This is a genomic window from Mesorhizobium sp. M7A.F.Ca.MR.148.00.0.0 (genome assembly GCF_003997735.1).
Taxonomy (GTDB): Bacteria; Pseudomonadota; Alphaproteobacteria; order Rhizobiales; family Rhizobiaceae; genus Mesorhizobium.
Window position 1 is genome coordinate 62172 of sequence record NZ_RZTB01000002.1, and the last position, 22106, is coordinate 84277.

Sequence of the window (22106 nt, forward strand, 5' to 3'; positions counted from 1 at the left end):
TCCCTCGGCGTGCGGATGCAGAACGAGCGTGCCCTGCAAAACGTTCCGAGTTCAGACCGCCGCGTCGCGCGATCCCTCGGACAGGAAAGTAAAGACATAGTCCGAGAAGGAACGCCAGCATTCGACCCGGAAGGCATCGGCGGCTGTGCGCAGCAGCACGATCTCGGTCTTGCCCAAGATGGTGCGCGACGCTGCGCCCACCGGGAAGGCGTCGAGCGACAGGTCCTGCGGGCAGCCAGCATTGATCGTCGCCGCTGCCCCAGTGCCCGTCACCGATATCGCGATGTTGCGATGCGAGACGCCGACCGCCGAATGCAGCGCGGATACTTTGGCGCAATCGGCGAGCGGATCGTTGCCGGCCTCATCGATCACAAGCCATTCGTCGGGACCGAGCCACAAGACGTTGCGCCCGCCCTTCGCGGCAGAGGTTTTCGGCTTGTTCGGCAAGGTCACGCCGAGCGCCTTCGAAAGCGCTGCGGCCGAAGCCTCCGGCGCACGCAGTGAAACGCGCTCGGCCGACGGCAGCACCTCGACCTTGACGGCGGCGGCAGTGGTGCTGCGCCCAGCCAGCGCCGGACGGCGTTCGACCGAAGGCGATGCGGCCGGAGCCGTCTTCCTTGCAGCGGCCTTAGCCATTGAGGCGCCCTCCCGTCTCGTCGAAGAATACCATGCCGGTAACCTCCACTTCGATCACCCCATTCGGCATCGGCACATAGAGAGTCTCGCCCATCCGGTCGCGGCCGCCGGCGACCAGCGCCAATGCGATCGAGCGGCCGCAATTTTCCGACCAGTAGCTCGAGCTGACATGGCCGATCATCTTCATCGGGATCGCCTGCTTCGGATCCTCGACGATCTGCGCGCCTTCTTCCAGCACCACTTTGGGATCCCTGGTCTTGAGGCCGACCAGCTGCTTGCGGCCCTTGGCGACCAGATCCGGCCGCGTCAGGCCGCGGATACCGACGAAGTCGGTCTTCTTCTTGCCGACCGCCCAGTCGAGCCCGGCGTCGTTCGGCGTTACCGTGCCATCCGTGTCCTGGCCGACGATGATGTAGCCTTTTTCGGCGCGCAGCACGTGCATCGCCTCGGTGCCGTAGGCGGCCGCACCATGCTTCTGGCCCTCGGCCCACAGGGCTTCCCAGACCGCCTGGCCATAGTCGGCCGGCACATTGACCTCGAAGCCGCGCTCGCCGGTGAACGACATGCGAAACAACCGCGTCGGCACGCCGCAGATCTTGCCTTCACGCACCGACATATGCGGCAGCGCCTCGTCGGACATGTCGATGCCTTCGACCAGTGGCGCGATGATGTCGCGCGACTTGGGCCCCTGCACGGCGATAACAGCCCACTGCTCGGTGATCGAGGTCAGCCAGACATTGAGATGCGGGAACTCGGTCTGGAGATAATCCTCCATGTGGTTCATGACGCGCGGCGCGCCGCCGGTCGTCGTCGTCACGTGGAAACGGTCGGGGGCCAGCCTGCCGACGACGCCGTCGTCATAGATGAAGCCGTCCTCGCGCAGCATGATGCCGTAGCGGCAGCGGCCGGGTTCCAGCTTCTCCCATGGGTTGGTGTAGAGCAGTTCCATGAACTTGGCCGCATCCGGCCCAACCACCTCGATCTTGCCCAGCGTAGAGGCATCGAATAGGCCCGCCGTCTTGCGCACCGCGACGCATTCGCGGTCGACCGCGGCATGCATGTCCTCGCCCGCCTTGGGGAAATACCAGGCGCGCTTCCACTGGCCGACATCCTCGAACACGGCACCTTGCGCCTCGGCCCAGGGATGGATCGCGGTTCTGCGCGTCGGGTCGAACAGCGGACCGCGCGCATGGCTGACGATCGCGCCGAAGGTGACCGGCGTATAGGGCGCACGGAACGTGGTCAGGCCGACCTCCGGGATCGGCTTTCCCAGCGTCTCGGCGGCAATCGCCAGGCCGTGCATGTTGGAGGTCTTGCCCTGGTCGGTCGCCATGCCGTTGGTGGTGAAGCGCTTGACGTGCTCGATCGAGCGCATGCCTTCGTGCACCGCCTGGCGGATATCCTTGGCGGTGACGTCGTTCTGGAAATCGACAAACGCCTTCACCGTCGTGTCCGGCCCGGCGCCGGGCGCCGCGCCCAACATACCGCGCGACCAGCTCTCCGACGCATCGACTTTCGGCTTGTTGCCCTTGGCAGTTTTGGCACCAGCATCCTTGGCCGCCTTGGCACCCGCCGCATAGGCCTCGTCCACCGTCGCCGACAGCCCGTCGGTGCCGTTGCAGGCGCCCACCGAGACGCAGTCCTGCGCATAGGTGCCCGGCACGAAGCGCTTGGTCTCGTCGTTGAAGGCGACCTTGCCGCGCGACTGCGAGAACAGATGCACCGACGGCGTCCAGCCGGCCGACATCAGGATCGCATCGACCGCGATGGTGCGTTCGCCGCCGCCATTCTTCGGCTGCACGGTCATCGACGACACCCTGAGCTTACCGCCAGCGCGGAGCACCGCGCGGCCGAAATTGATCTCGATGCCGAGCGCCCTCGCCTCGTCGATCACCGGTCCGGTCGGATTTTCGCGCAGATCGACGATCGCCGCCACGTTGACGCCGGCCTTCTTCAGGTCGATCGCCGCCGCGTAAGCAGAATCATTGGCGGTGTAGACGCCGACATTCCTGCCGACCGCGACGCCATAGTGGTTGAGATAGGTGCGCGCGGCACCCGCCAGCATGATGCCCGGCCGGTCATTGTCGGCAAACACCATGTGACGCTCGATCGCGCCCGAGGCCAGCACCACGCGCTTGGCCCGGACCTGCCACAGCCGCTCGCGCGCCAGATCGTGGCCGGGGGTCCTCAGATGCTCGCTGACACGCTCGACCAGCCCCACAAAATTCTGCGCATAGTAGCCGAACGCCGTCGTTCGCGACAGCACGCGGACATTGTCCATTGCGGCGAGCTTCGCCACGGCAGCTTGCGCCCAGGCAAAACCATCCTGGCCGTCGATTTTCGCGCCGCTCTCGAAACGCAGGCTGCCGCCGAACTCGGCCTGCTCGTCGGCGAGGATGACGCGCACGCCGGTCTCAGCCGCCGCAAGCGCTGCCGCGATGCCTGCCGCACCGCCGCCCAGCACCAGCACGTCGCAATGCGCATAGCGCGATGAATAATGGTCGGGATCCGGCTGGTCCGGGGAAACGCCAAGACCGGCTGCGGCGCGGATCTTTGGCTCGTAGAGCCTCTTCCACGCCGCTTTCGGCCACATGAAGGTCTTGTAGTAGAAGCCGGCCGAAAGCAGCGGCGAGGCGATATCGCTGACCGCACCGAGGTCGAAGGACAGTGACGGCCAGCGGTTCTGCGACTGCGCATCAAGCCCGTCATAGAGCTCCTGCACGGTCGCCCGCACGTTCGGCGTCTTGCGTGCCGCGTCGCGCCTGATTTCGACCAGGGCGTTCGGCTCCTCGGCGCCCGCCGACAGGATGCCGCGCGGACGGTGGTACTTGAACGAACGGCCGACGAGATGGACGCCATTGGCGAGCAGCGCCGAGGCCAGCGTGTCGCCCTCGATGCCGGCATAGGACCGGCCATCGAAGCTGAACCGCGCGGTCTTGGCTTGGCTGAAGCGGCCAGCGCCGGGAATGCGGAACGCGCCGCTCATTTGGCAACTCCCGGCAGCTTCGACGGCTTCGGCTCGCCGGCCTTGTAGGTCATGACGAATTTGTCGGTGACGGTGTCGCGTACGGCATTGAAGAAGCGCGCACAGCCATGCATGTGCCGCCAGCGCTCATAAATGATGCCCTTGGGGTTGGAGCGGATGAAGAAGAACTTTTCAAAATCGTCGTCGCTCTCGCCGGCCATATTGGCCGAGCGCGCGATGTGGGCCTCGCCGGCGTTGCGGAACTCGAGTTCCGGACGCTCTTCCTCGCAATAGGGGCAGCGGATGAGAAGCATTTGGTTCGTTCCTACAATTCGCCGTGGCCGACGCGGGCGCCCGCCGGTTGATCGCAAAGCTTCTGTCCCAGGGTCGCGAACGGTGCGACGAGCCGGATGCGCTCTTCCACGCTTGCAGCGGGACGAAACAGATCGCGGGACGCCATGTTGCCGAGGGTGAGCTGCATCGGATCGGTTGTGACGATGACTTGACGCGGCTGGAATGTCTCGTCTTCTTCGAGCCCTTCGGGTCGTCCCTCGAAGAACATCACCACCCTCTGGCCGCCGCTCCAGACGCAGGCCAACGTGCCGTCATCGACCGAAAACGGCCAGCCGGCTTCGTTGCCGGCACGGCTGATCGGCTGCGTGCGCACTTCATCCGGCGAGGGAAAATGGAACATGCCCCGTTCTCCCGCCAGCACTTGCTCCCCCGCCCGCATCAGCGGCATCGCGACAGCCATCTCAGCCATCATCAGTGCGCCACCGCCGCCGCCGCCGCCTCGTCGATGAGCCGTCCGGTGCGGAAGCGTTCGATGGTGAAGGGCGCGTTGATCGGATGCGGATCGTCTTTGGCGATGGTGTGGGCAAAGACATGGCCCGAACCCGGCGTCGCCTTGAAGCCGCCCGTGCCCCAACCGCAATTGACATAGAGGCCCGGCACCGGCGTCTTGGCCAGGATCGGCGAGCGGTCGGGCGTGACGTCGACAATGCCGCCCCACGAGCGCAGCATCTTCATGCGCGTGAAGATCGGGAACATCTCGCAGATGGCGTCGAGCGTATGCTGCAATATGTGCAAGCCGCCGGTCTGCGAATAGGAGACATACTGGTCGGTGCCGGCGCCGATCACCAGCTCGCCCTTGTCGGACTGCGAGATATAGGCGTGCACCGTGTTCGACATCACCACGCAGGGCACCACCGGCTTGACCGGTTCCGACACCAGCGCCTGCAGCGGATAACTTTCCAGCGGCATGCGCACGCCTGCCATGTTCATGATGACGGAGGAATGGCCGGCGGCAACGACGCCGACCTTCTTGGCGCCGATGAAGCCGCGCGTCGTGTCGACCCCCATCACCGCGCCATTGGCCGCCCGCTTGACCCCGGTGACCTCGCAATTCTGGATGATGTGGACGCCGCGCGCCGAGGCGCCGCGCGCATAGCCCCAGGCAACCGCATCATGACGGGCCGTGCCGCCGCGCCGCTGCAGCGACGCACCGACCACCGGATAGCGCGCATCCTTGGAGGTGTTGAGCGGTGGGCAGAATTCCTTCGCCTGCTCCGGCGTCAGCCATTCATTGTCGATGCCGTTCAGCCGGTTGGCGTGCACGTGGCGCTTCAGCACCTGGACGTCATGCACATTGTGGGCGAGCATCATGACGCCGCGCGCCGAATACATGACGTTGTAGTTGAGTTCCTGGCTCAAGCCATCCCACAGCTTCAGCGCATGGTCGTAGATGCCGGCGCTCTCGTCATAGAGATAGTTGGAACGGATGATGGTGGTGTTGCGGCCGGTGTTGCCGCCGCCGAGCCAGCCCTTTTCCAGCACCGCGACATTGGTGATGCCGTGCACGGTGGCGAGGTAATAGGCGGTGGCCAGGCCATGGCCGCCGGCGCCGACGATGATGACGTCGTATTCTTTCCTGGGCTCAGGCGAGGACCACTGTTCCTCCCAGCCCTTGTGACCGCGCATGGCTTCACGGGCGATGGCGAATACCGAATATTTCTTCAACGTCCCAACCTCGCCCCAAAAAGGCTTCGCGAATGGCGGCCGGCGTTCATTCGGTCCCGGCGCGCGAGGTGTATCACTAGCGAAACAGCGCTTCCACCCTTGCGCTGTTTGCGACGGCGCTTGCCGTTTTGCGCCGTGGCGGAAAAGACGCATCCGGCGCTTCCACACATTGGCAGGTATCGGGTGGCTCGTGCTTGCCCCATCTGCGACCAAGCATCTCGGATCGCCGCTAAAGCCGACGCGAAGAAAAGGATGCAAAAATGTTCGCACTCGCCAACAAGATCGCCATCGTCACCGGCGCCAGTTCCGGCATCGGCCGGGCCTCGGCAAAACTCTTTGCCGAGGAAGGCGCCAAGGTCATCGTCGCCGCCCGCCGCCAGGCCGAGCTCGATGCGCTTGTCGCCGAGATAGAAGACAATGATGGCGCGGCCATCGCGCTTGCCGGCGATGTCAGGGACGAAGCCTATGCAAAGGCCCTTGTCGATCTGGCGGTCGAAAAGTTCGGTGGGCTCGACATCGCCTTCAACAATGCCGGCGCCGTCGGCCGGATGGGACCGATTTCGGACCTGCCGCTGGAAGGCTGGCGCGAGACGCTCGACACCAATCTCACCAGCGCGTTTCTCGGCGCCAAATACCAGGTGCCGGCAATGATCGAGCGTGGCGGTGGTTCGCTGATCTTCACCTCCACCTTCGTCGGCCACACAGTCGGCATGCCGGGCATGACAAGCTATGCCGCGAGCAAGGCCGGCCTGATCGGACTGACACAGGTGCTTGCCGCCGAATACGGCCCGAAAGGCGTGCGGGTCAACGCGCTGCTGCCCGGCGGCACAGACACGCCGGCGGCAACCTTCAAGACCCCGGAATCAAGAGCCTTCGTCGAAGGCCTGCATGCTTTGAAGCGTATCGCAATGCCGGAGGAGATCGCCCGTTCCGCGCTCTATCTCGCCTCCGACGCCTCGAGCTTCACCACCGGAGCGGCTCTGTTTGCCGATGGCGGCGTGTCGATCAATCGGACGTGAAGATTCCAGCGGCGGGATGCATGTTCATAGCCGCCAGGCAAACGGCCGCTCTTGATTTTTCGCCGCGATTTGGCGATTCCGTTCCTGTCTAAAAGCGGGTCTGGAACCATGATGCTGATCAGAACCTATGTGACTGCGAGCGCGATCGAAGGCGTCGGCGTGTTCGCCGCGGAGCCGATCGGGAAAGGCGCTTCGATCTGGCAGCTCGATCCGGATTTCGACCGGCTGATCCCCATGGACAAATACGAGACGGCACCCCCGCATCTCAGGGAACTGCTCGACCGCTATGCCTATCCGAGCCCGGACCGGCCGGGTTTCATGGTCTATGAAGTGGACAATGGCCGCTTCATGAATCATTCCAGCAATCCGAATACGGATTTTTCGCAATATGGCGGAGCCACGGCGACCCGCGACATCGCCGTGGGCGAGGAGATCACCTGCGATTACGGCGAGTTCTTCGAGGATTTCGAGCTGCTGCACCTCGCGACGGCCTAGTCGGCTCCTTATCTCATGGGCAAGTGGCACACTTGTCCCAGGGCAAACAGACGGCGGCTGGCCCCGCAAAATCATTTCCGCTGTGGACAGCGCGGCATGATTCTGCTATCAGCCGCCCCAATTCGTGGTGTAAACCGCCGCGGAGGCTAGTGGCTATGGCCGCTTGCCTGTTGATATCAAACCCGAAAGACAGGATTGCCCGTGCAGGTACTCGTCCGCGACAATAACGTTGATCAGGCGCTTCGCGCTCTCAAGAAGAAGATGCAGCGCGAAGGCATTTTCCGCGAAATGAAGATGCGCGGTCACTACGAGAAGCCGTCCGAGAAGCGCGCCCGTGAAAAGGCTGAAGCTGTCCGCCGCGCCCGCAAGCTGGCCCGCAAGCGCGCCCAGCGCGAAGGCCTGCTGCCGATGACGCCGCGCCCTGTTGCTGCTGGCGCCGCCGGCGGTGCAGGTGGCGCTCCGCGTCCGCCGCGGTTCTAACGCCAATTTTTCGTCCTTTTCGAAGGATATCAGAGGTGGCGCGATGTGGAATCGCCGCCACCTTTTTGTTTTGATGTGACCGGTCCGGAGGGGGAGCCGGACCTGAACGACGCGGCTTGAAGTGAGGACAGGGCAGACATGAACGCAACGAGCGTGGAGCGCGGGACTGCATTGCGTGGTTTCGCCCTGACAGCGGCCCTGCTCTCCGGACTGGCGCTTGCCGGCTGCCAAACGGCGGGCCCGACCGGTGAATTCAACAACATCGACAAGGCGCAAGGGTCGAGCGAGAACATTTCTTCGCTGTCGGCGGTCATCCAGCGCAATCCCCAGGATCCCGAAGGCTACAATGTGCGCGGCTCGGCCTATGGTCGTGGCGGCCAGTACCAGGCGGCGCTCAAAGATTTCAATCAAGCCATCCAGCTCAACCCGAATTTCTTCCAGGCCTATTCGAATCGCGCGCTGATCCAGCGCTTCCTCGGCAATCAGGAAGCCGCGCTCGCGGACTACGACCGTTCGATCCAGATCAACGGCAACTACGACGCCGCCTATATCGGCCGCGGCAATCTCTACCGCAAGGCGGGTCGCACCCAGGACGCCTTCAACGACTTCCAGAAGGCAATCCAGCTCGATACGACCGACGCGCGCGCCTACCACAATCGAGGCCTGATCTATCAGAGCCAGGGCCAGCACAAATTCGCCATCGAGGACTTCTCGACCGCCATCTCGCTGGCGCCGGACGCCGCCGAGCCCTACAACGGCCGCGGCCTCTCCTATCTGGCGACCAACGACGAGGACAACGCCTTTTCCGATTTCAACATGGCGATCAAGCTCGACGGCAGGAATGCCGAGGCGTGGTCCAACCAGGCGCTGATCTATGAGCGGCGCGGCGACAAGGCGAAGGCCGCGAAATCCTATAAGGAAGCCGTTCGCCTCGACCCTACCTACCAGCCGGCCAAGGATGGCCTCGCCCGCGTCAGCTGATCTCGGTTTCGGCTTCCCATACAAATCCGCGTGACATCCAAGTGCCGCGGGATCCTTTGCGTGTCCTAAAGGACGCACTTCGCAACCGGGCATTAACCCAGGCAGGAGGCTTTCGGCCCCTGCCTTGATCGCGCCAAGTTTTCAGCGGAACGGTCTACCCACCCAAGCCGTTGTTGAAAGTATTTTGCGAAAGGACCCTCCCATGATCAAGAAACTCGCCTGCGCCGCTGCCCTCGCCACGACGATGTTCGCGGTGGCTCCGGCCAGCGCCGGCAAGCTGCAACTCGGCACGCTCGATTGCACCATCGACGGCGGCACCGCTTATATCGTCGCTTCCAACAAGGGCGTGTCCTGTGTCTTCCGGCCTCATCATCACGGGCCGTCCGAGATTTACACAGGCGTCATCTCCAAGATCGGCCTCGATGTCGGCCAGACGCATCAGGGCCAGCTCGTCTGGGCCGTGCTGGCCGCGACCCGGGATCGTGACGGAGGCGATCTCGCCGGCAGCTACTACGGTGTCAACGCCGAGGCGAGCGTGGTGACCGGCGGCGGCGCCAATCTGCTGGTTGGCGGCCTGGACAGCGCCGTCATGCTGGAGCCGCTCAGCGTCCAGGCGCAGACCGGCGTCAACCTTGCCGTGGCCGTGACCTCGCTCCAGCTGATCCACTCATTCAAGTGATTGCATGGAGCCGTGCGCTCCATGACCCCTCACCCCGCGGCGCGGAACCAGATAGGATGGTTTCGCGCCGTTTGATTTGGGGGGGAACCATCATGCTGAAGACAGCCATAGCTGCCGCCATGTTCACCACGCTATCCGGAGCGGTGCAGGCGCAGGACCGAGGCATGGAAGTCGGTACGCTTGACTGCGCCATAGGCGGCGGCACCGGCTTCATCTTCGGTTCGAGCAAGGATCTGAGCTGCACCTTCAACCCCGCCGACAAAAGCTTCGCGCCGGAAGCCTATTTCGGCGCCGTCAACAAATACGGCCTCGACATCGGCACGACGAAGCAGACGGTCATGCAGTGGATCGTGCTGACGCCGCTGAAGAACATCTATGCGCCGGGTGCGCTGGCCGGCGACTATATCGGCGCCAGCGCGGAGGTGACGGCCGCCGTCGGCGCCGGCGCCAATCTGCTGGTCGGCGGCTCCTCTCAGGCCTTCACCTTGCAGCCGCTCAGCTTGCAGACGCAGACCGGCATGAACCTCGCGATCGGCGTCAGCCAATTCCAGCTGCGCAGCACCGAGAATTGATCGCGCAACGAAGCCCGCCAACGGAAGGGGCATCCGCGCGAACGGCCCTCAAAAAACCGCTTGAGCTCAACCCCGGTTGAGGTTTTACAAGCCTGCCCCGAGCGCAACAACGCCTCGATCCAGCGCTGTCGATTCGCATGGTCCTGCCGGAAACCCGTACTGGCTTCTGGCGTCCTGCGCTGGCGTCGAGATATGCAAGACGGGGGTGGAAATGACCGGGATCAGCACGAACAGGGTCGACTGGCGCGTATTGTGGGCAAGCGGCGACCTGGCGCGCTTCTGCTTCATCAGCCTCGGCATTCTGCTGCACGCCACCAACGAAACGATGGTGGCAACGGTGATGCCGGCCATGGTCGGCGAACTGGCGGGCGTACAGCTCGTCGGCTGGTCGCTGGCGATCTACGAACTCGGCGCCATCGTTGCCGGCGCGGCCGCCGGACGACTGGTGAGTTATGTCCCCTTGCGCACCAACATGGTGGTCGCCGCGCTGCTCTACGCAACAGGCGCGCTGATATGCGCCACCTCGCCTTCCATGCAACTGTTCCTCGCCGGCCGCCTGATCGAAGGACTTGGCGGCGGTGCGCTGGTGTCGCTGGCCTTCGTCTCGGTCGAACGACTGTTCTCGCGCGCCATCTGGCCGCAGCTTTTCGGCATCATGTCGGCGATCTGGGGCGTCGCCGCCTTCAGCGGACCATTGCTCGGCGCGATCATGACCGAGCTGTTGTCATGGCGCTGGGCCTTCGGCATCTTCACACTCGGCGGCGCCGCCATGGCGCTGGCAAGCTTCCTCGTGCTCGACACGCCGCAGGCGACGAAACCCAAGACGAGCACGGGCAAGGCGCCGCCCTTCCCGTTCGCGGCCCTTGGCTGCCTTGCCGTCGCCGTGGTGCTGATCGCCTCGGCCGGCGTCGACATCGCCTTGCTGCGTTCCTCGCTGCTGATTGCCTTGGGCCTCATCGGCCTGGTGCTGTTCTTCACCATCGACGCGCTGAAGCCGCGTTCGCGGCTGTTCCCGGCGCGGCTGTTCTCATGGCGCACGCCGGTCGGCGCCGGCATGACCATGGTTGCCGCCTTTTCGGTGGCGACCTGTTCCTTCGGCGTCTACGGACCGCTGCTGCTGACCAGCCTTCACGACATTCCGCTGCTGACCACCGGCTACATCATCGCCGCCGAATCGATAGCCTGGTCGATCCTGTCGATCCTGGTCGCCAACGCGCCGCCGCAGCGCGAGCGGCTGATCATCGTCGGCGGCGCAGTGATGATCGCGGCCGGCATCGCCGGCTTTGCGTATGCGATACCCCTGGGCTCCATCCCGCTGATCCTGATATGTGCCCTGTTGCAAGGCGGCGGCTTCGGCATCGCCTGGCCGTTCCTGACGCGCGTCATCGTCGCCTCCGCCCCGGAGGGCGAGCAGACCATCGCCTCGGCGGCGGTGCCGACCATGCAGCGCATCGGCTATGCCGTGGGCGCCGCACTCGCCGGCATCGTCGCCAACGCCAGCGGCTTTTCGCAAGGCCTGAACCACGACGCGGCGGCGAATGTCGCGTCGTGGTTGTTTCTTGCCTTCGTGCCGCTCGGCATTGTCGGCTGCCTCGCGGCTTTGCGGGTTTCCAGACCGCTTGGCCAGCCACGGGAAGCTATCGGCTAAAACCTGGCCTGCTCACTCAACCTCGCGCAGGCGGTAGCCGACGCCCGTCTCGGTGGTGATGTAGCGCGGCTGGTCGGGGCTCTTCTCGATCTTTTGCCTGAGCTGCCGGACATAAACCCTGAGATACTGCACATCGGTCGAATCGCCCCAGACCTGCTTCAGCAGGAAATGGTGTGTCAGCACCTTGCCGGCGTGCTGCACCAGCATGCGCAGGATGTCGTATTCCTTCGGCGACAGCTTTACCTCCTTGCCCTCGACCTTGACGATGCGCTTGACCAGGTCGACGCTGAGATCGCCGGTCTGGAAAATCGGCTTCTCGCCCTGTTGCTGGAACTTGTGGCGGAGCGCCACGCGAATGCGCGCCACCAGCTCGTTCATGCCGAAAGGTTTGGTGACATAGTCGTCGGCGCCGAGTTCCAGGGCCTGGACGATACCGGCCTCGTCGGTCCGGCTGGACAGGATGACCACTGGAATGTCGAGACCATCGTCGCGCCATTTGCGCAGCAGCTCATGGCCGCTCATGCCGGGCAGGCCAAGGTCGAGCAGGACGAGGTCCGGCTTCTCGGCCTCCATCAGCTCTATCGCCACCCTGGCGTTCGGCGCCTCGCTGATCGCGTAGCCCTGGCTGCCGAGCCCGACGCGCAGCAGCTTGCGGATCGGCGGCTCGTCATCGACGACCAATATCCTGACGTTCGAGTTTGTCATGCCAGGTCACCCACGTCGTGGTCGTCGGTATTCGAAGCGTCGAAATTGGGCGGATTTGCCGGCCTGGGCATTTTGATGGTGAACACCGCGCCCGAACCGTCGGTCCGGTTTGCCGCCATGATCGTGCCACCCATCGCTTCGACGAAGCCGCGGCAGATCGACAGGCCGAGCCCCGTACCGGCGCGGATCTGGTCCCCCTTGCGCACTCGATAGAACGTGTCGAAAATTCGTTCCAGATCGCCGGGAGGAATGCCTGGCCCTTCATCCATGACTTGCAGCAGTACGGAGCCATTGTCGGTCCAACCCTGCATGCGAATCGTCGAGCTTGCCGGGGCATATTTCGCCGCATTGTCGAGAAGATTGAACAACGCTTGCTCGAACAGCACCGGGTCGACCTTCAACATCGGCAAATCCTTGGGGATGTCGGTCTCGATCTTGTGCTCGCCAATGATTTTCCTGGCCCTTTGCAAGGCGGAGCCGACGATGTCGCCGACATAGTGAAAGGCGTAGTTCGGCTCCATCGCGCCGGACTCGATCTTGGTCATGTCGAGCAGATTGGCGATGAAGCGGTTCAACCGCTCGGATTCGTCGAGCACCGTCGACAGCAGTTCGGCCCGGTCCGGTTCGGGAAGCGCTGCTGAAAAATCCCGCAGCGTGCCGGCCGCGCCCATGATGGCGGCGAGCGGCGTTTTCAGATCATGGGAAATGGAGGTGAGCAGCGCCGAGCGCAGCCTGTCCGCCTCAGCGGCGAGCTTGGCGCGGTCGACGTCGGCAACCAACTGAATACGCTCGATGGCGACCGCCGCCTGGTCGGCCAGTGCGTCAAGCAGCCGCTGCTGCTCGGGCGTCAGCAGCGGACCCTGCTTGTCGTTGTCGAGGCCGACGACCCCGATGGCCGTGCGCCCCGTCCGCAAGGGCAAATAGAGGCGCTTGGCGCCCGGAAGCGTGTCGGCGCCACGACCCGCCGCACGATTGTGCTCCCAGGCCCAGCGGGCGGCGGCGATGTCGGCCTCGGCCAGCGTGTCGTCGGGCGGATAGCCGGCCTTGACGGTGATGGTCCCGTCTTCCGGCAAAAGCAGCACCACCCGCAGCTTCAGCATCGAGGCGATCTGGAAGGCCGTGGCCCAAAGGACGTCGTCGAGCGTGCCGGCGCCGGCGAGCTTCTTTGAAAAGAGGTAGATGTCTTCCGTGGCCCGCGCCCGCGAGCGGGCGGCGACGGCCTGGCGCTGCACGCGCGCCGTCAGATTGCTGGCGATGACCGCAACGACGAGAAAGACGCCAAGCGCGACGATGCTCTCCGGATCCCGGATCGTCAGCGTATAACGAGGCTCCAGGAAGAAATAATTGAAAGCAAGGGCGCTGGCGAAACAAGCGTACAGAGCCGGCCACAGACCGCCGGTTACCGCCGATGCCAGTACGCCGATGAGAAGAATGATCGCCAGGTTGCGAACGTCGAGAAACTGGTCGAGAACGACGGCGAAGGCGAGCGAACCGATGACAAAGGCCGTGGCCTTGAGATAGGGCCAGATCTCGAACTGCCACTGCTCGTCCGCCGCCTTGACACTCCTCGACGTCACCTCGGCGTTGCGTTCGGTTCCTGAAATGACATGGACGCTGATGTCGCCGGCATTGCGGATGAGATCGTAGGTGAGCGAGCCTTCGAGCAATTCCCGCCAGCGCGACCGGGTCGGCCTGCCGACCACGATATGGGTGAAATTGTTCGCCGTCGCGTGGCGAACAATGTCCTGCGCGATGTTCTGACCGGGAATGGTGGTCACCTCGGCGCCGAGCTGTTCGGCAAGCCGCAGGTTCGTAGCGAGCCGATCCTTGTCCGCTTCGGGCATGCTGGCCGAGCGAGGGCTGTCGACATGCAGCGCCGTCCACGGGGCACGGAGCCGGTCGGCCAGCCTGCGCGCGTAGCGAATACGCGCCGCCCCGCCCGGACGCGCGTCGACGCAGACGAGAACCCTTTCCCCCGCGGCCCACGGTCCGGGAATGGCGTGGGCCTGCATATGGATCAGCAACTGGTCGTCGACGCGCTGCGCGGTGCGGCGCAGCGCCAGCTCCCTGAGCGCCGTCAGATTGCCCGGCGAGAAATAGTTCTCGATCGCGCGCTGCGCGGTGTTGGGGAAATAGACCTTGCCTTCCTCGAGCCGCTTGATCAGGTCGTCGGGGGTGAGATCGATGATCTCGACATCGTCGGCTTGGTCTATGATGGAATCGGGGACCGTCTCGCGAACCCTGACCTTGGTGATCTGGGCGACGACGTCGTTCAGGCTTTCGACATGCTGGATGTTGAGCGTCGTGTAGACGTCGATACCGTGCGTCAGGATTTCCTGGACATCGAGATAGCGCTTGGGGTGCCGGCTGCCAGGCGCATTTGTGTGGGCGAGTTCGTCGATGAGAACCAGCGCCGGGCGCCGGGCGAGGATGGTGTCGATATCCATCTCGTCGAGGATGCGCCCCTTGTAGTCGACCTTGCGGCGGGGAATGACCTCATAACCCTCGACCAGGGCCAGTGTCTCCTTGCGCCCATGCGTCTCGACGACACCGATCACCACATCCACGCCGTCGGTCAGCCTGGCGCGGCCCGACATCAGCATCTCGTAGGTCTTGCCTACGCCGGGAGCGGCACCCAGGAATATCCGCAGCCGGCCGCGACCTTCCCGCTCGGCATGGTCAAGCAGTGCGTCGGGAGAAGGTCTGGCGTCGTTGCTTCTGTCGTCCAGCATCGGGACCGATCATGGATGGCGCGGGGGATACTGTCGATCCCCGGCCCACACCATTCACTGTTTCGCGGCGTCCAGCGCAAGGTTGAGACCGAGCACATTGACCACCGGTTCGCCCATGAAGCCGAGTTCCCTGCCCTCGACTTGGGCATCGACAAGCGCCTTGACCTTGGCTTCATCGATCCCCCTGGCCTTGGCCACCCTGGCGGCCTGGAAGTAGGCTGCTTCGGGACTGATATCGGGATCGAGGCCACTGCCGGACGTCGTCACCAGGTCCATCGGGACGGGCTGGTTCGGATTCTCCGCCTTCAGTCTTTCCGCGTCGCCCTTGATGCGGTCGATCAGCTTGGGATTGGTCGGGCCGAGATTGCTGCCGCTCGAGGCGGCGGCGTTGTAGCCGTCGCCAGCGGCCGAGGGGCGGCCATGGAAATACTTGTCGCTGGCAAAGCCCTGGCCGATCAGCTCGGAGCCGATGACCTTGCCATCCTTCTCGATCAGGCTGCCATTGGCCTGGCGCGGGAAGATCGCCTGGGCGATGCCGGTCATGCCCAAGGGATAGATCAGGCCGGTCAGGACCGTGAAGAAGACGATCATGATGATCGCGGGTCTTATCTGTTTGAACATGAGCGTAATTCCTTAAGCAAGGCCAAGCGCGGTGACGATCATGTCGATCGCCTTGATGCCTACGAAAGGCACGATGAGGCCGCCGAGGCCGTAGACGAGAAGATTGCGGCTGAGCAGCGCGCCGGCGCCAATGGCGCGGTATTTGACGCCCTTCAGCGACAGCGGGATCAGCGCGATGATGATCAGTGCGTTGAAGATGATGGCCGACAGGATGGCGCTTTGCGGCGTCGCCAGATGCATGACGTTGAGTGCCTGCAGCGGGCCGGTCGTCTGTCCCGGTGCGACGTAGAAGACGGCGAACATCGCCGGAATGATAGCGAAATACTTGGCCACGTCGTTGGCGATCGAGAAGGTGGTCAGCGAACCCCGCGTCATCAAGAGCGCCTTGCCGATCTCGACGATCTCGATGAGCTTGGTCGGATCGCTGTCGAGATCGATCATGTTGCCGGCCTCGCGGGCGGCAACCGTGCCGGTGTTCATGGCGACGCCGACATCGGCTTGTGCAAGGGCGGGTGCATCGTTGGTGCCGTCGCCGCACATGGCCACCAGCTTGCCCTTGGCCTGTTCGTCGCGGATCAGCTTCAGCTTGTCCTCCGGTGTGGCCTGCGCGAGGAAGTCGTCGACGCCGGCTTCCGCGGCGATCGCCGCCGCCGTCATCGGGTTGTCACCGGTGATCATCACCGTGCGGATGCCCATGCGGCGCAGTTCGGTGAAACGCTCGCTGATGCCGCCCTTGACGATGTCCTTGAGGTGGACGACGCCGAGCAGGCGCCCGTCGCGTTCGACCGCCAGCGGCGTGCCGCCGGACTTGGCGATCTCGTCGGCGATGGACTGGAGATCGCGGATGGATTCGCTGCTTGGGCGCGTGCCATGGGCGGCAGCTGCCGACTGGTTGACATGGGCAAGCACGGAATCGACGGCGCCCTTGCGCACCGACGAACCATCGATGTCGACGCCGCTCATACGGGTCTGCGCTGTGAAGGGCACGAAAGTGGCGTGCAGCGTTGCCATGTCGCGGGCGCGGATGGCGTATTTCTCCTTGGCCAGCACGACGATGGAGCGGCCTTCCGGCGTCTCGTCGGCGAGCGAGGCTAGCTGAGCCGCGTCGGCCAGTTCCTGTTCGGTGACGCCCTTGACCGGGCGAAACTGCGTCGCCTGGCGGTTGCCGAGTGTGATCGTGCCGGTCTTGTCGAGCAGCAGCGTGTCGACGTCGCCTGCGGCTTCCACGGCGCGGCCCGACATGGCCAGCACGTTGAATCGCACCAGACGGTCCATACCGGCGATGCCGATGGCCGAAAGCAGCGCGCCGATCGTGGTCGGGATCAAGGTGACGAACAGCGCCACCAGAACGGTCACCGAGATATAGCCGCCCGAGTAGGAGGCAAAACTCGGGATCGTCGCGGTGGCCAGCACGAAGATCAGCGTCATGCCGACGAGCAGGATGTTGAGCGCGATCTCGTTCGGCGTCTTCTGGCGCTCGGCACCTTCGACCAGCGAGATCATGCGGTCGAGGAAGGTATGGCCGGAGGCGGCGGTGATGCGGACGCGGACCCAGTCTGACAGCACCTGGGTGCCACCGGTGACCGCCGAACGGTCGCCACCGGATTCGCGGATGACCGGCGCCGATTCGCCTGTTATCGCCGCCTCATTGACCGACGCGACGCCCTCGACCACTTCGCCGTCCGACGGGATGATGTCGCCGGCCTCGACCAGGACGGCATCGCCGACCTTGAGGCTGGTGCCGGGCACGAGTTTGTATTTGGTGCGGTCCTCACCGGTCAAGAGCTTGGCCTGGGTCTCGGTGCGTGCCTTGCGCAGCGAATCCGCCTGCGCCTTTCCGCGGCCTTCTGCGACCGCTTCGGCGAAGTTGGCGAACAGCACGGTGAACCAAAGCCAGATGATGATCTGCAGCGTAAAGCCGAGATTGCCGCCTCCGGTGACCAGGTCCTTCACGAACAGCACCGTGGTGAGCGCCGAGACGACGGCAACGACGAACATCACCGGGTTCCTGGCCAGCGTGCGCGGATCGAGCTTGCGGAAGGCGCCGCCAATGGCGGGAACCAGGATGCGTGCATCCATGATGCTTGCTGATTTCGAGTTGCTCATTTTGAAGCTCCGGCTTCGGTGTTGTTGGACGGCACCCGATGATTGGATGCCGAAAGGAAATGCGGCGGCCCGTAGGCCAGCAGCCAGAGGACGAGCATGACTGCCGCAAGGCCGAGAAACGTCGACAGGGTCGGGAAAGGAGGAGGTCTCTCCTCCTTTCGGTGATCGTCCCTGTGGCCGACCTTGCGGCGCATGGCATTGAACCAGGACATGACGGTCTCAGAAGGTCTGCCCGTGAACCATCGCCAGGTGCTCGATGATCGGCCCGACGGCGAGCGCCGGGAAGAAGGTGAGGCCACCGACGATCAGGATGACGCCGACCAGCAGCCCGACGAACAGAGGGCCATCGGTCGGGAAGGTGCCGGCGGAAGCCGGAACCGTTTTCTTCGCCACCAGCGAGCCGGCAATGGCCAGCGCCGGGATGATGACCAGGAAGCGGCCCATCAGCATGCCGATGCCGATCGTGATGTTGTACCAGGGCGTGTTGCCGCTGAGGCCGCCAAAGGCCGAACCGTTGTTGGCCGCCGCCGAAGTGTAGGCATACAGAACCTCGGAGAAGCCGTGCGGGCCGGCATTGCCCATCGACGCCACGCCGGTCGGCAGCACGACGGCGATGGCCGTGAAGATCAGCATCGCCAGCGGCAGGCACAGTATGGCCAGCATAGCCATCTTGACCTCCTTGGCCTCGATCTTCTTGCCCAGATATTCGGGCGTGCGGCCGACCATCAGGCCGGCGACGAAGACGGCGATGACGATGTACATCAGGATGCCGTAGAGACCGGCGCCGACACCGCCGACGATGACTTCGCCAAGCTGCATGTTGATGATCGGGATCATGCCGCCGAGCGCGGTGAACGAGCCGTGCATGGCGTTGACGGCGCCGCAGGAAGCGGCCGTGGTGATGACGGCAAACAGCGCCGACAGGGCGATGCCGAAGCGGCTCTCCTTGCCCTCCATGTTGCCGCCGTCGATGCCCAGCGAATGCACCAGCGGGTTGCCGGCGGCTTCCGCCCAGTAGCAGATGGCGACACCGGCGATGAACATGACGCCCATGGCCGAGAGGATCGCCCAGCCCTGGCGCTGGTTGCCGATCATGCGGCCGAAGACATTGGTCAAGGCGGCGCCGATGGCGAAGATCGACACCATCTGGATCAGGTTGGAGATCGCGTCGGGGTTCTCGAACGGGTGCGCGGCATTGGCGTTGAAGAAACCGCCGCCATTGGTGCCGAGCATCTTGATGGCCACCTGCGAAGCGACCGGGCCGACGGCGATGGTCTGCTGCGCGCCTTCCAGCGTCGTGGCGTTGACGTAGGCGCCGAGCGTCTGCGGCATGCCGAGCCAGACATAGACCAGCGTCAGCACGATGCAGAACGGCAGCAGCAGATAGAGTGTGGAGCGGGTCATATCGACCCAGAAATTGCCGATCGACTTGCCGGACGCCCGGGCAAAGCCGCGGATCAGCGCAATGGCGATGGCAATGCCGGTGGCCGCCGAAACGAAGTTCTGCACCGTCAGCCCGGCCATCTGCACGAGATAGGACATCGTGCTCTCGCCACCATAGTTCTGCCAGTTGGTGTTGGTCATGAAGCTGGCGGCGGTGTTGAAGGCCAACCCTGGTTCAACCGCTGTCATGCCGGCAGGGTTGTAAGGCAGGCTGCCCTGCAGACGCTGCAGGGCATAAAGCACCAGGAAGCCGGCGAGATTGAAGAGCAGCAGGGCGACCGCGTAGGTGGTCCAGTGCTGTTCCTCGCGTTCGCTGGTTCCGCAAATACGATAAAGCCCACGCTCAAGCGGGCGAAGGACCGGCGAAAGCAGCGTGCGGTCGCCGTTGAAGACGCGGTGCATGTAGCCGCCGAGCGGCTTCACCAGCAAAACGACGATCCCGCAATAGACCAGGATCTGTATCCAACCGTTCAGTGTCATGGGTGTGGCTTTCCGTGCCTTCAGAAGCGTTCTGGACGAACGAGGGCGTATGTCAGGTAGGCGAGCAGGAACAGCGTAACGCCGCCACCGAGAATATAGTCGACGATCATTTTTTCAGCCTCGCTCTAGAGCGCGTCGCAAGATTTTATGTAGGCGAAACAAAGGGCAAAGAACAAAATTCCGATTCCGATAACGGCCATATCCATTGTGTTTATTCCTTTTGTTCTTTTGTACTTTGCGGATTTGACAGGAGAGTTCGCAATATCTCGAAAGTGTCCCGTCGCATCTTTGGCGACGGAACCGGTTGTATTTTCTGAAAGGAATATGGACCCGATCGCCATAAAGGTTCGAGACGGGGCGCAGTGGAAAGAAATAGGAATTTCATAAAGATTTTTGCGCGGGCTCTTCCCGACACTCCACGCAGGATTGTCGCCCAAGACACACGGCTACAGGATTGCGATTTCCTTGCGAGCTGCCGGAAACGCGAAAGCCCGGCTGAGGGCCAGCCGGGCTTTCTATGGTGGTGTGGCTTTAGCCGCCACGGAGAACATCAATCTTCAGGCGGCGTAGCCGCCATAGCCACGCGCAACGGCGTGCACGCCCGCCACCGGCTCGAGGTCCGGCCACAGGATGCCGGCGGCTTGCGCGAATTCGAGCAACGCCCGGCGCGCCTGCTCGACGCTCACATAACCTGGAACGGCCAGATCACATGTCTCCACCGCGTTTCGGTAAAGCGGGCCGCGGCGGGAGGTCGTCCAATTGGTGAGGAAATCGTGCATTTCGGCCAGCGAGGCAATCTCGCGCTTGAAGCCGAGGCCGACCGACAGTGCGACCGGTGAATGAAACAGCTTGTCGTGCATGAAGCGGGCTCCTGGTTTTTCGCGCGCTTGGAGAGATATCCGGGCGGGTCCGCGAACGGGACGCCGTGAAACGCGCAATGAGGCCGGAGGTTCCAGCTTGGGACTTGGCGATTTTTTTGATTGTGCCTGGTCGGCGAAGTTATCAATTCGCAGCGCAACGATCGCGTGCCGGACGCTCAACGGCTCCGCAGCCCCCTTGGCGACGGCAGGCTCTCCAAAATCCCGAAGGAGCCATCGAGATCGCTTGCCGCCTTGAGGCTCACGCCTTCTTCACGAACTCGGTCTTGAGCACCAGGCCTTTCACTTGCTTGGTGTTGCATTCGATCTCGCCGGGATTGCCGTTCAGGCGGATGGCCTTCACCAACGTGCCGCGCTTGATCGTCTCCGAAGTGCCTTTGACTTTGAGGTCTTTGATCAGCGTTACGGAATCACCGTCATTCAATTGAGCGCCATTGCTGTCGCGCACGATTACATCGTTCGGCATGCCATCTCCTGTGATTTGGATCCCACTACCAGATCAGGTGAGAATCCCAAAACCGATGACGACCGGCAACCGTCAATATTTCAGGCGGCCATCTGGTGGCCGACTTGGAACATGTGCGACGAGAAGCGCGCAGCGCATAAATCTCTGAGCCTTCGACGCCCATGGTGGACGAAATGCTTGCGCGGAAAGGTCGGGCATCGTCTGCAGGTACCGCTGCCAGATCTGATCCATGACCGTGGTCGGCGTGGCGCATCGAAGCCGGCGCCGCCGACAACCTCCTCGATCTCCGCCACCATGCGTGAATCCACCGCCTGCCGCATCTCGGCTTCCGGTCTGCGCCATCTGGCGGATTGGTATTTCGATAGCTACGCCCCCTTTTCGTCCGGATGGCCAAGCTCGCAGAACCACCCGCCCAGATACTTCACCGATGGCGCCTTGGGATCCGGAATCTGCGTCTTCGCCTCGACCGCTGCGCGGAACGGCTCGGCACTATCCCGCGGAGAAAACCCCAGATGGTTGGCGCCGCTGTTGTCGACCGTTTTCACCTTGTTGTCGGAAAGGCCGAAGGAGATCGTATGGCCGACGCGCGGCGCGGTGAGAGCTGCCTCGACCAGACGCACACAATCGGCGAAGGAGAGGTATGACCACAGCATGCGACGGTCCGCCGGTTCGGGGAAGGACGAAAAGATGCGCAGGCACGCCGTCTCGATGCCGAACTTGTCCCAGTAAAGCCGGCTCAGGCTCTCGACGAAGTTCTTCGACACGCCATAGAGGCTGTCGGGACGCACCGGCGCGTCGACGCCGATATGCGCCTCGACCTCGTGATAGCCGACGGCATGCACGGAGGAGGCATAGATGACTCGTTTCACCCCGTGTTTCCGGGCGCCCTCGTAGATGTGATAGGAGCCGCGGATGCTGGAATCCAGGATGGTTTGCCATTCGCATTCGAGTGGTGCGCCGCCGAAATGCACGATCGCGTCGCAATCCTTGGTGGCGGCAATCGTCGCCTCCATATCGGCGAGGTCGAAGACCGCTTCTTCCTCGTGTGGAGCAAGATCGCCGAACGGTTCGCGGCCGGCCAGGCGGATCGTTTTTGCCAGCGGCACCAGCCCCTTTCGCAGTTCCGAACCGAGGCGGCCGGCCGCGCCGGTGATCAGGATGCGTTCGTAATGCGGCATGAT

22 protein-coding genes are annotated in these 22106 nt (G+C 63.6%); 7 read left to right on the forward strand and 15 right to left on the reverse strand.

Annotated elements, in window-relative coordinates; genetic code table 11:
- Positions 1-51: 51 nt before the first annotated feature.
- Genes EOB49_RS01215 through EOB49_RS01235 form a run of 5 tightly spaced genes read right to left on the reverse strand, consistent with a single transcriptional unit; the run spans position 52 to position 5620 of the window.
- A complete protein-coding gene (locus EOB49_RS01215; RefSeq protein WP_127379910.1) occupies positions 52-636 on the reverse strand; it encodes a sarcosine oxidase subunit gamma in 585 nt (194 codons plus the stop codon).
- Positions 629-3622, reverse strand: coding sequence for a sarcosine oxidase subunit alpha (locus EOB49_RS01220; RefSeq protein WP_127379911.1), 2994 nt, complete (start codon positions 3620-3622; stop codon positions 629-631). The genes EOB49_RS01215 and EOB49_RS01220 overlap by 8 nt, the downstream gene beginning before the upstream one ends.
- Positions 3619-3915: a sarcosine oxidase subunit delta gene (locus EOB49_RS01225; RefSeq protein ID WP_023770558.1), complete on the reverse strand. Its 297-nt coding sequence runs from the start codon at positions 3913-3915 to the stop codon at positions 3619-3621. Before EOB49_RS01225 ends, EOB49_RS01220 begins: the two co-directional genes overlap by 4 nt.
- Positions 3916-3926: 11 nt before the next feature.
- Positions 3927-4367 carry a hypothetical protein gene (locus EOB49_RS01230; protein WP_127379912.1) on the reverse strand — a complete coding sequence of 147 codons (441 nt, stop codon included), beginning with the start codon at positions 4365-4367 and terminating at the stop codon, positions 3927-3929.
- On the reverse strand, positions 4367-5620 hold the full coding sequence (locus EOB49_RS01235; RefSeq protein WP_127321970.1) for a sarcosine oxidase subunit beta: 1254 nt from the start codon (positions 5618-5620) through the stop codon (positions 4367-4369). Before EOB49_RS01235 ends, EOB49_RS01230 begins: the two co-directional genes overlap by 1 nt.
- Before the next feature lie 260 nt (positions 5621-5880).
- Here EOB49_RS01235 and EOB49_RS01240 point away from each other — a divergent pair, with 260 nt between their 5' ends.
- From EOB49_RS01240 to EOB49_RS01270, 7 genes are all read left to right on the forward strand, one after another.
- Positions 5881-6639 carry an SDR family oxidoreductase gene (locus tag EOB49_RS01240; protein WP_127379913.1) on the forward strand — a complete coding sequence of 253 codons (759 nt, stop codon included), beginning with the start codon at positions 5881-5883 and terminating at the stop codon, positions 6637-6639.
- 108 nt (positions 6640-6747) lie between these two features.
- Positions 6748-7134: an SET domain-containing protein-lysine N-methyltransferase gene (locus EOB49_RS01245; RefSeq protein ID WP_127321971.1), complete on the forward strand. Its 387-nt coding sequence runs from the start codon at positions 6748-6750 to the stop codon at positions 7132-7134.
- Positions 7135-7335: 201 nt separating this feature from the next.
- Positions 7336-7614, forward strand: coding sequence for a 30S ribosomal protein S21 (gene rpsU, locus EOB49_RS01250; RefSeq protein ID WP_023810129.1), 279 nt, complete (start codon positions 7336-7338; stop codon positions 7612-7614).
- A gap of 138 nt (positions 7615-7752) precedes the next feature.
- Positions 7753-8595 carry a tetratricopeptide repeat protein gene (locus tag EOB49_RS01255; RefSeq protein ID WP_127379914.1) on the forward strand — a complete coding sequence of 281 codons (843 nt, stop codon included), beginning with the start codon at positions 7753-7755 and terminating at the stop codon, positions 8593-8595.
- 202 nt (positions 8596-8797) lie between these two features.
- On the forward strand, positions 8798-9274 hold the full coding sequence (locus EOB49_RS01260) for a DUF992 domain-containing protein (RefSeq protein WP_127290636.1): 477 nt from the start codon (positions 8798-8800) through the stop codon (positions 9272-9274).
- Between the two features lie 92 nt (positions 9275-9366).
- Positions 9367-9846 carry a DUF992 domain-containing protein gene (locus EOB49_RS01265; protein ID WP_023810132.1) on the forward strand — a complete coding sequence of 160 codons (480 nt, stop codon included), beginning with the start codon at positions 9367-9369 and terminating at the stop codon, positions 9844-9846.
- Positions 9847-10057: 211 nt separating this feature from the next.
- The gene (locus EOB49_RS01270) at positions 10058-11494 is read left to right on the forward strand and encodes an MFS transporter (RefSeq protein ID WP_127379915.1); all 1437 of its coding nucleotides are present in this window, start codon (positions 10058-10060) and stop codon (positions 11492-11494) included.
- Between the two features lie 12 nt (positions 11495-11506).
- Here EOB49_RS01270 and EOB49_RS01275 read toward each other — a convergent pair whose 3' ends face one another.
- The 10 genes from EOB49_RS01275 to EOB49_RS01325 form a co-directional block, all read right to left on the reverse strand.
- Entirely contained in the window at positions 11507-12199 is a 693-nt protein-coding gene (locus EOB49_RS01275; RefSeq protein ID WP_127379916.1) for a response regulator transcription factor, read from the reverse strand.
- Positions 12196-14931 carry a sensor histidine kinase KdpD gene (locus EOB49_RS01280; RefSeq protein ID WP_127379917.1) on the reverse strand — a complete coding sequence of 912 codons (2736 nt, stop codon included), beginning with the start codon at positions 14929-14931 and terminating at the stop codon, positions 12196-12198. Before EOB49_RS01280 ends, EOB49_RS01275 begins: the two co-directional genes overlap by 4 nt.
- Positions 14932-14985: 54 nt before the next feature.
- A complete protein-coding gene (kdpC, locus tag EOB49_RS01285; protein ID WP_127321033.1) occupies positions 14986-15552 on the reverse strand; it encodes a potassium-transporting ATPase subunit KdpC in 567 nt (188 codons plus the stop codon).
- 12 nt (positions 15553-15564) lie between these two features.
- The gene (kdpB, locus tag EOB49_RS01290; RefSeq protein WP_127379918.1) at positions 15565-17658 is read right to left on the reverse strand and encodes a potassium-transporting ATPase subunit KdpB; all 2094 of its coding nucleotides are present in this window, start codon (positions 17656-17658) and stop codon (positions 15565-15567) included.
- Complete coding sequence (locus tag EOB49_RS01295) at positions 17655-17852, reverse strand: hypothetical protein (protein ID WP_245466407.1); 198 nt, start codon at positions 17850-17852, stop codon at positions 17655-17657. Before EOB49_RS01295 ends, kdpB begins: the two co-directional genes overlap by 4 nt.
- 25 nt (positions 17853-17877) lie before the next feature.
- Positions 17878-19581 carry a potassium-transporting ATPase subunit KdpA gene (gene kdpA / locus EOB49_RS01300; protein WP_127379919.1) on the reverse strand — a complete coding sequence of 568 codons (1704 nt, stop codon included), beginning with the start codon at positions 19579-19581 and terminating at the stop codon, positions 17878-17880.
- A 20-nt stretch (positions 19582-19601) separates the two neighbouring features.
- Entirely contained in the window at positions 19602-19691 is a 90-nt protein-coding gene (locus EOB49_RS01305; protein ID WP_032808122.1) for a K(+)-transporting ATPase subunit F, read from the reverse strand.
- A 447-nt stretch (positions 19692-20138) separates the two neighbouring features.
- Positions 20139-20441: a DUF982 domain-containing protein gene (locus EOB49_RS01315; RefSeq protein WP_127269540.1), complete on the reverse strand. Its 303-nt coding sequence runs from the start codon at positions 20439-20441 to the stop codon at positions 20139-20141.
- A gap of 259 nt (positions 20442-20700) precedes the next feature.
- Positions 20701-20925 carry an alkylphosphonate utilization protein gene (locus EOB49_RS01320; protein ID WP_013529641.1) on the reverse strand — a complete coding sequence of 75 codons (225 nt, stop codon included), beginning with the start codon at positions 20923-20925 and terminating at the stop codon, positions 20701-20703.
- A 365-nt stretch (positions 20926-21290) separates the two neighbouring features.
- Complete coding sequence (locus EOB49_RS01325) at positions 21291-22103, reverse strand: NAD(P)-dependent oxidoreductase (protein ID WP_127379921.1); 813 nt, start codon at positions 22101-22103, stop codon at positions 21291-21293.
- Positions 22104-22106 lie beyond the last annotated feature (3 nt).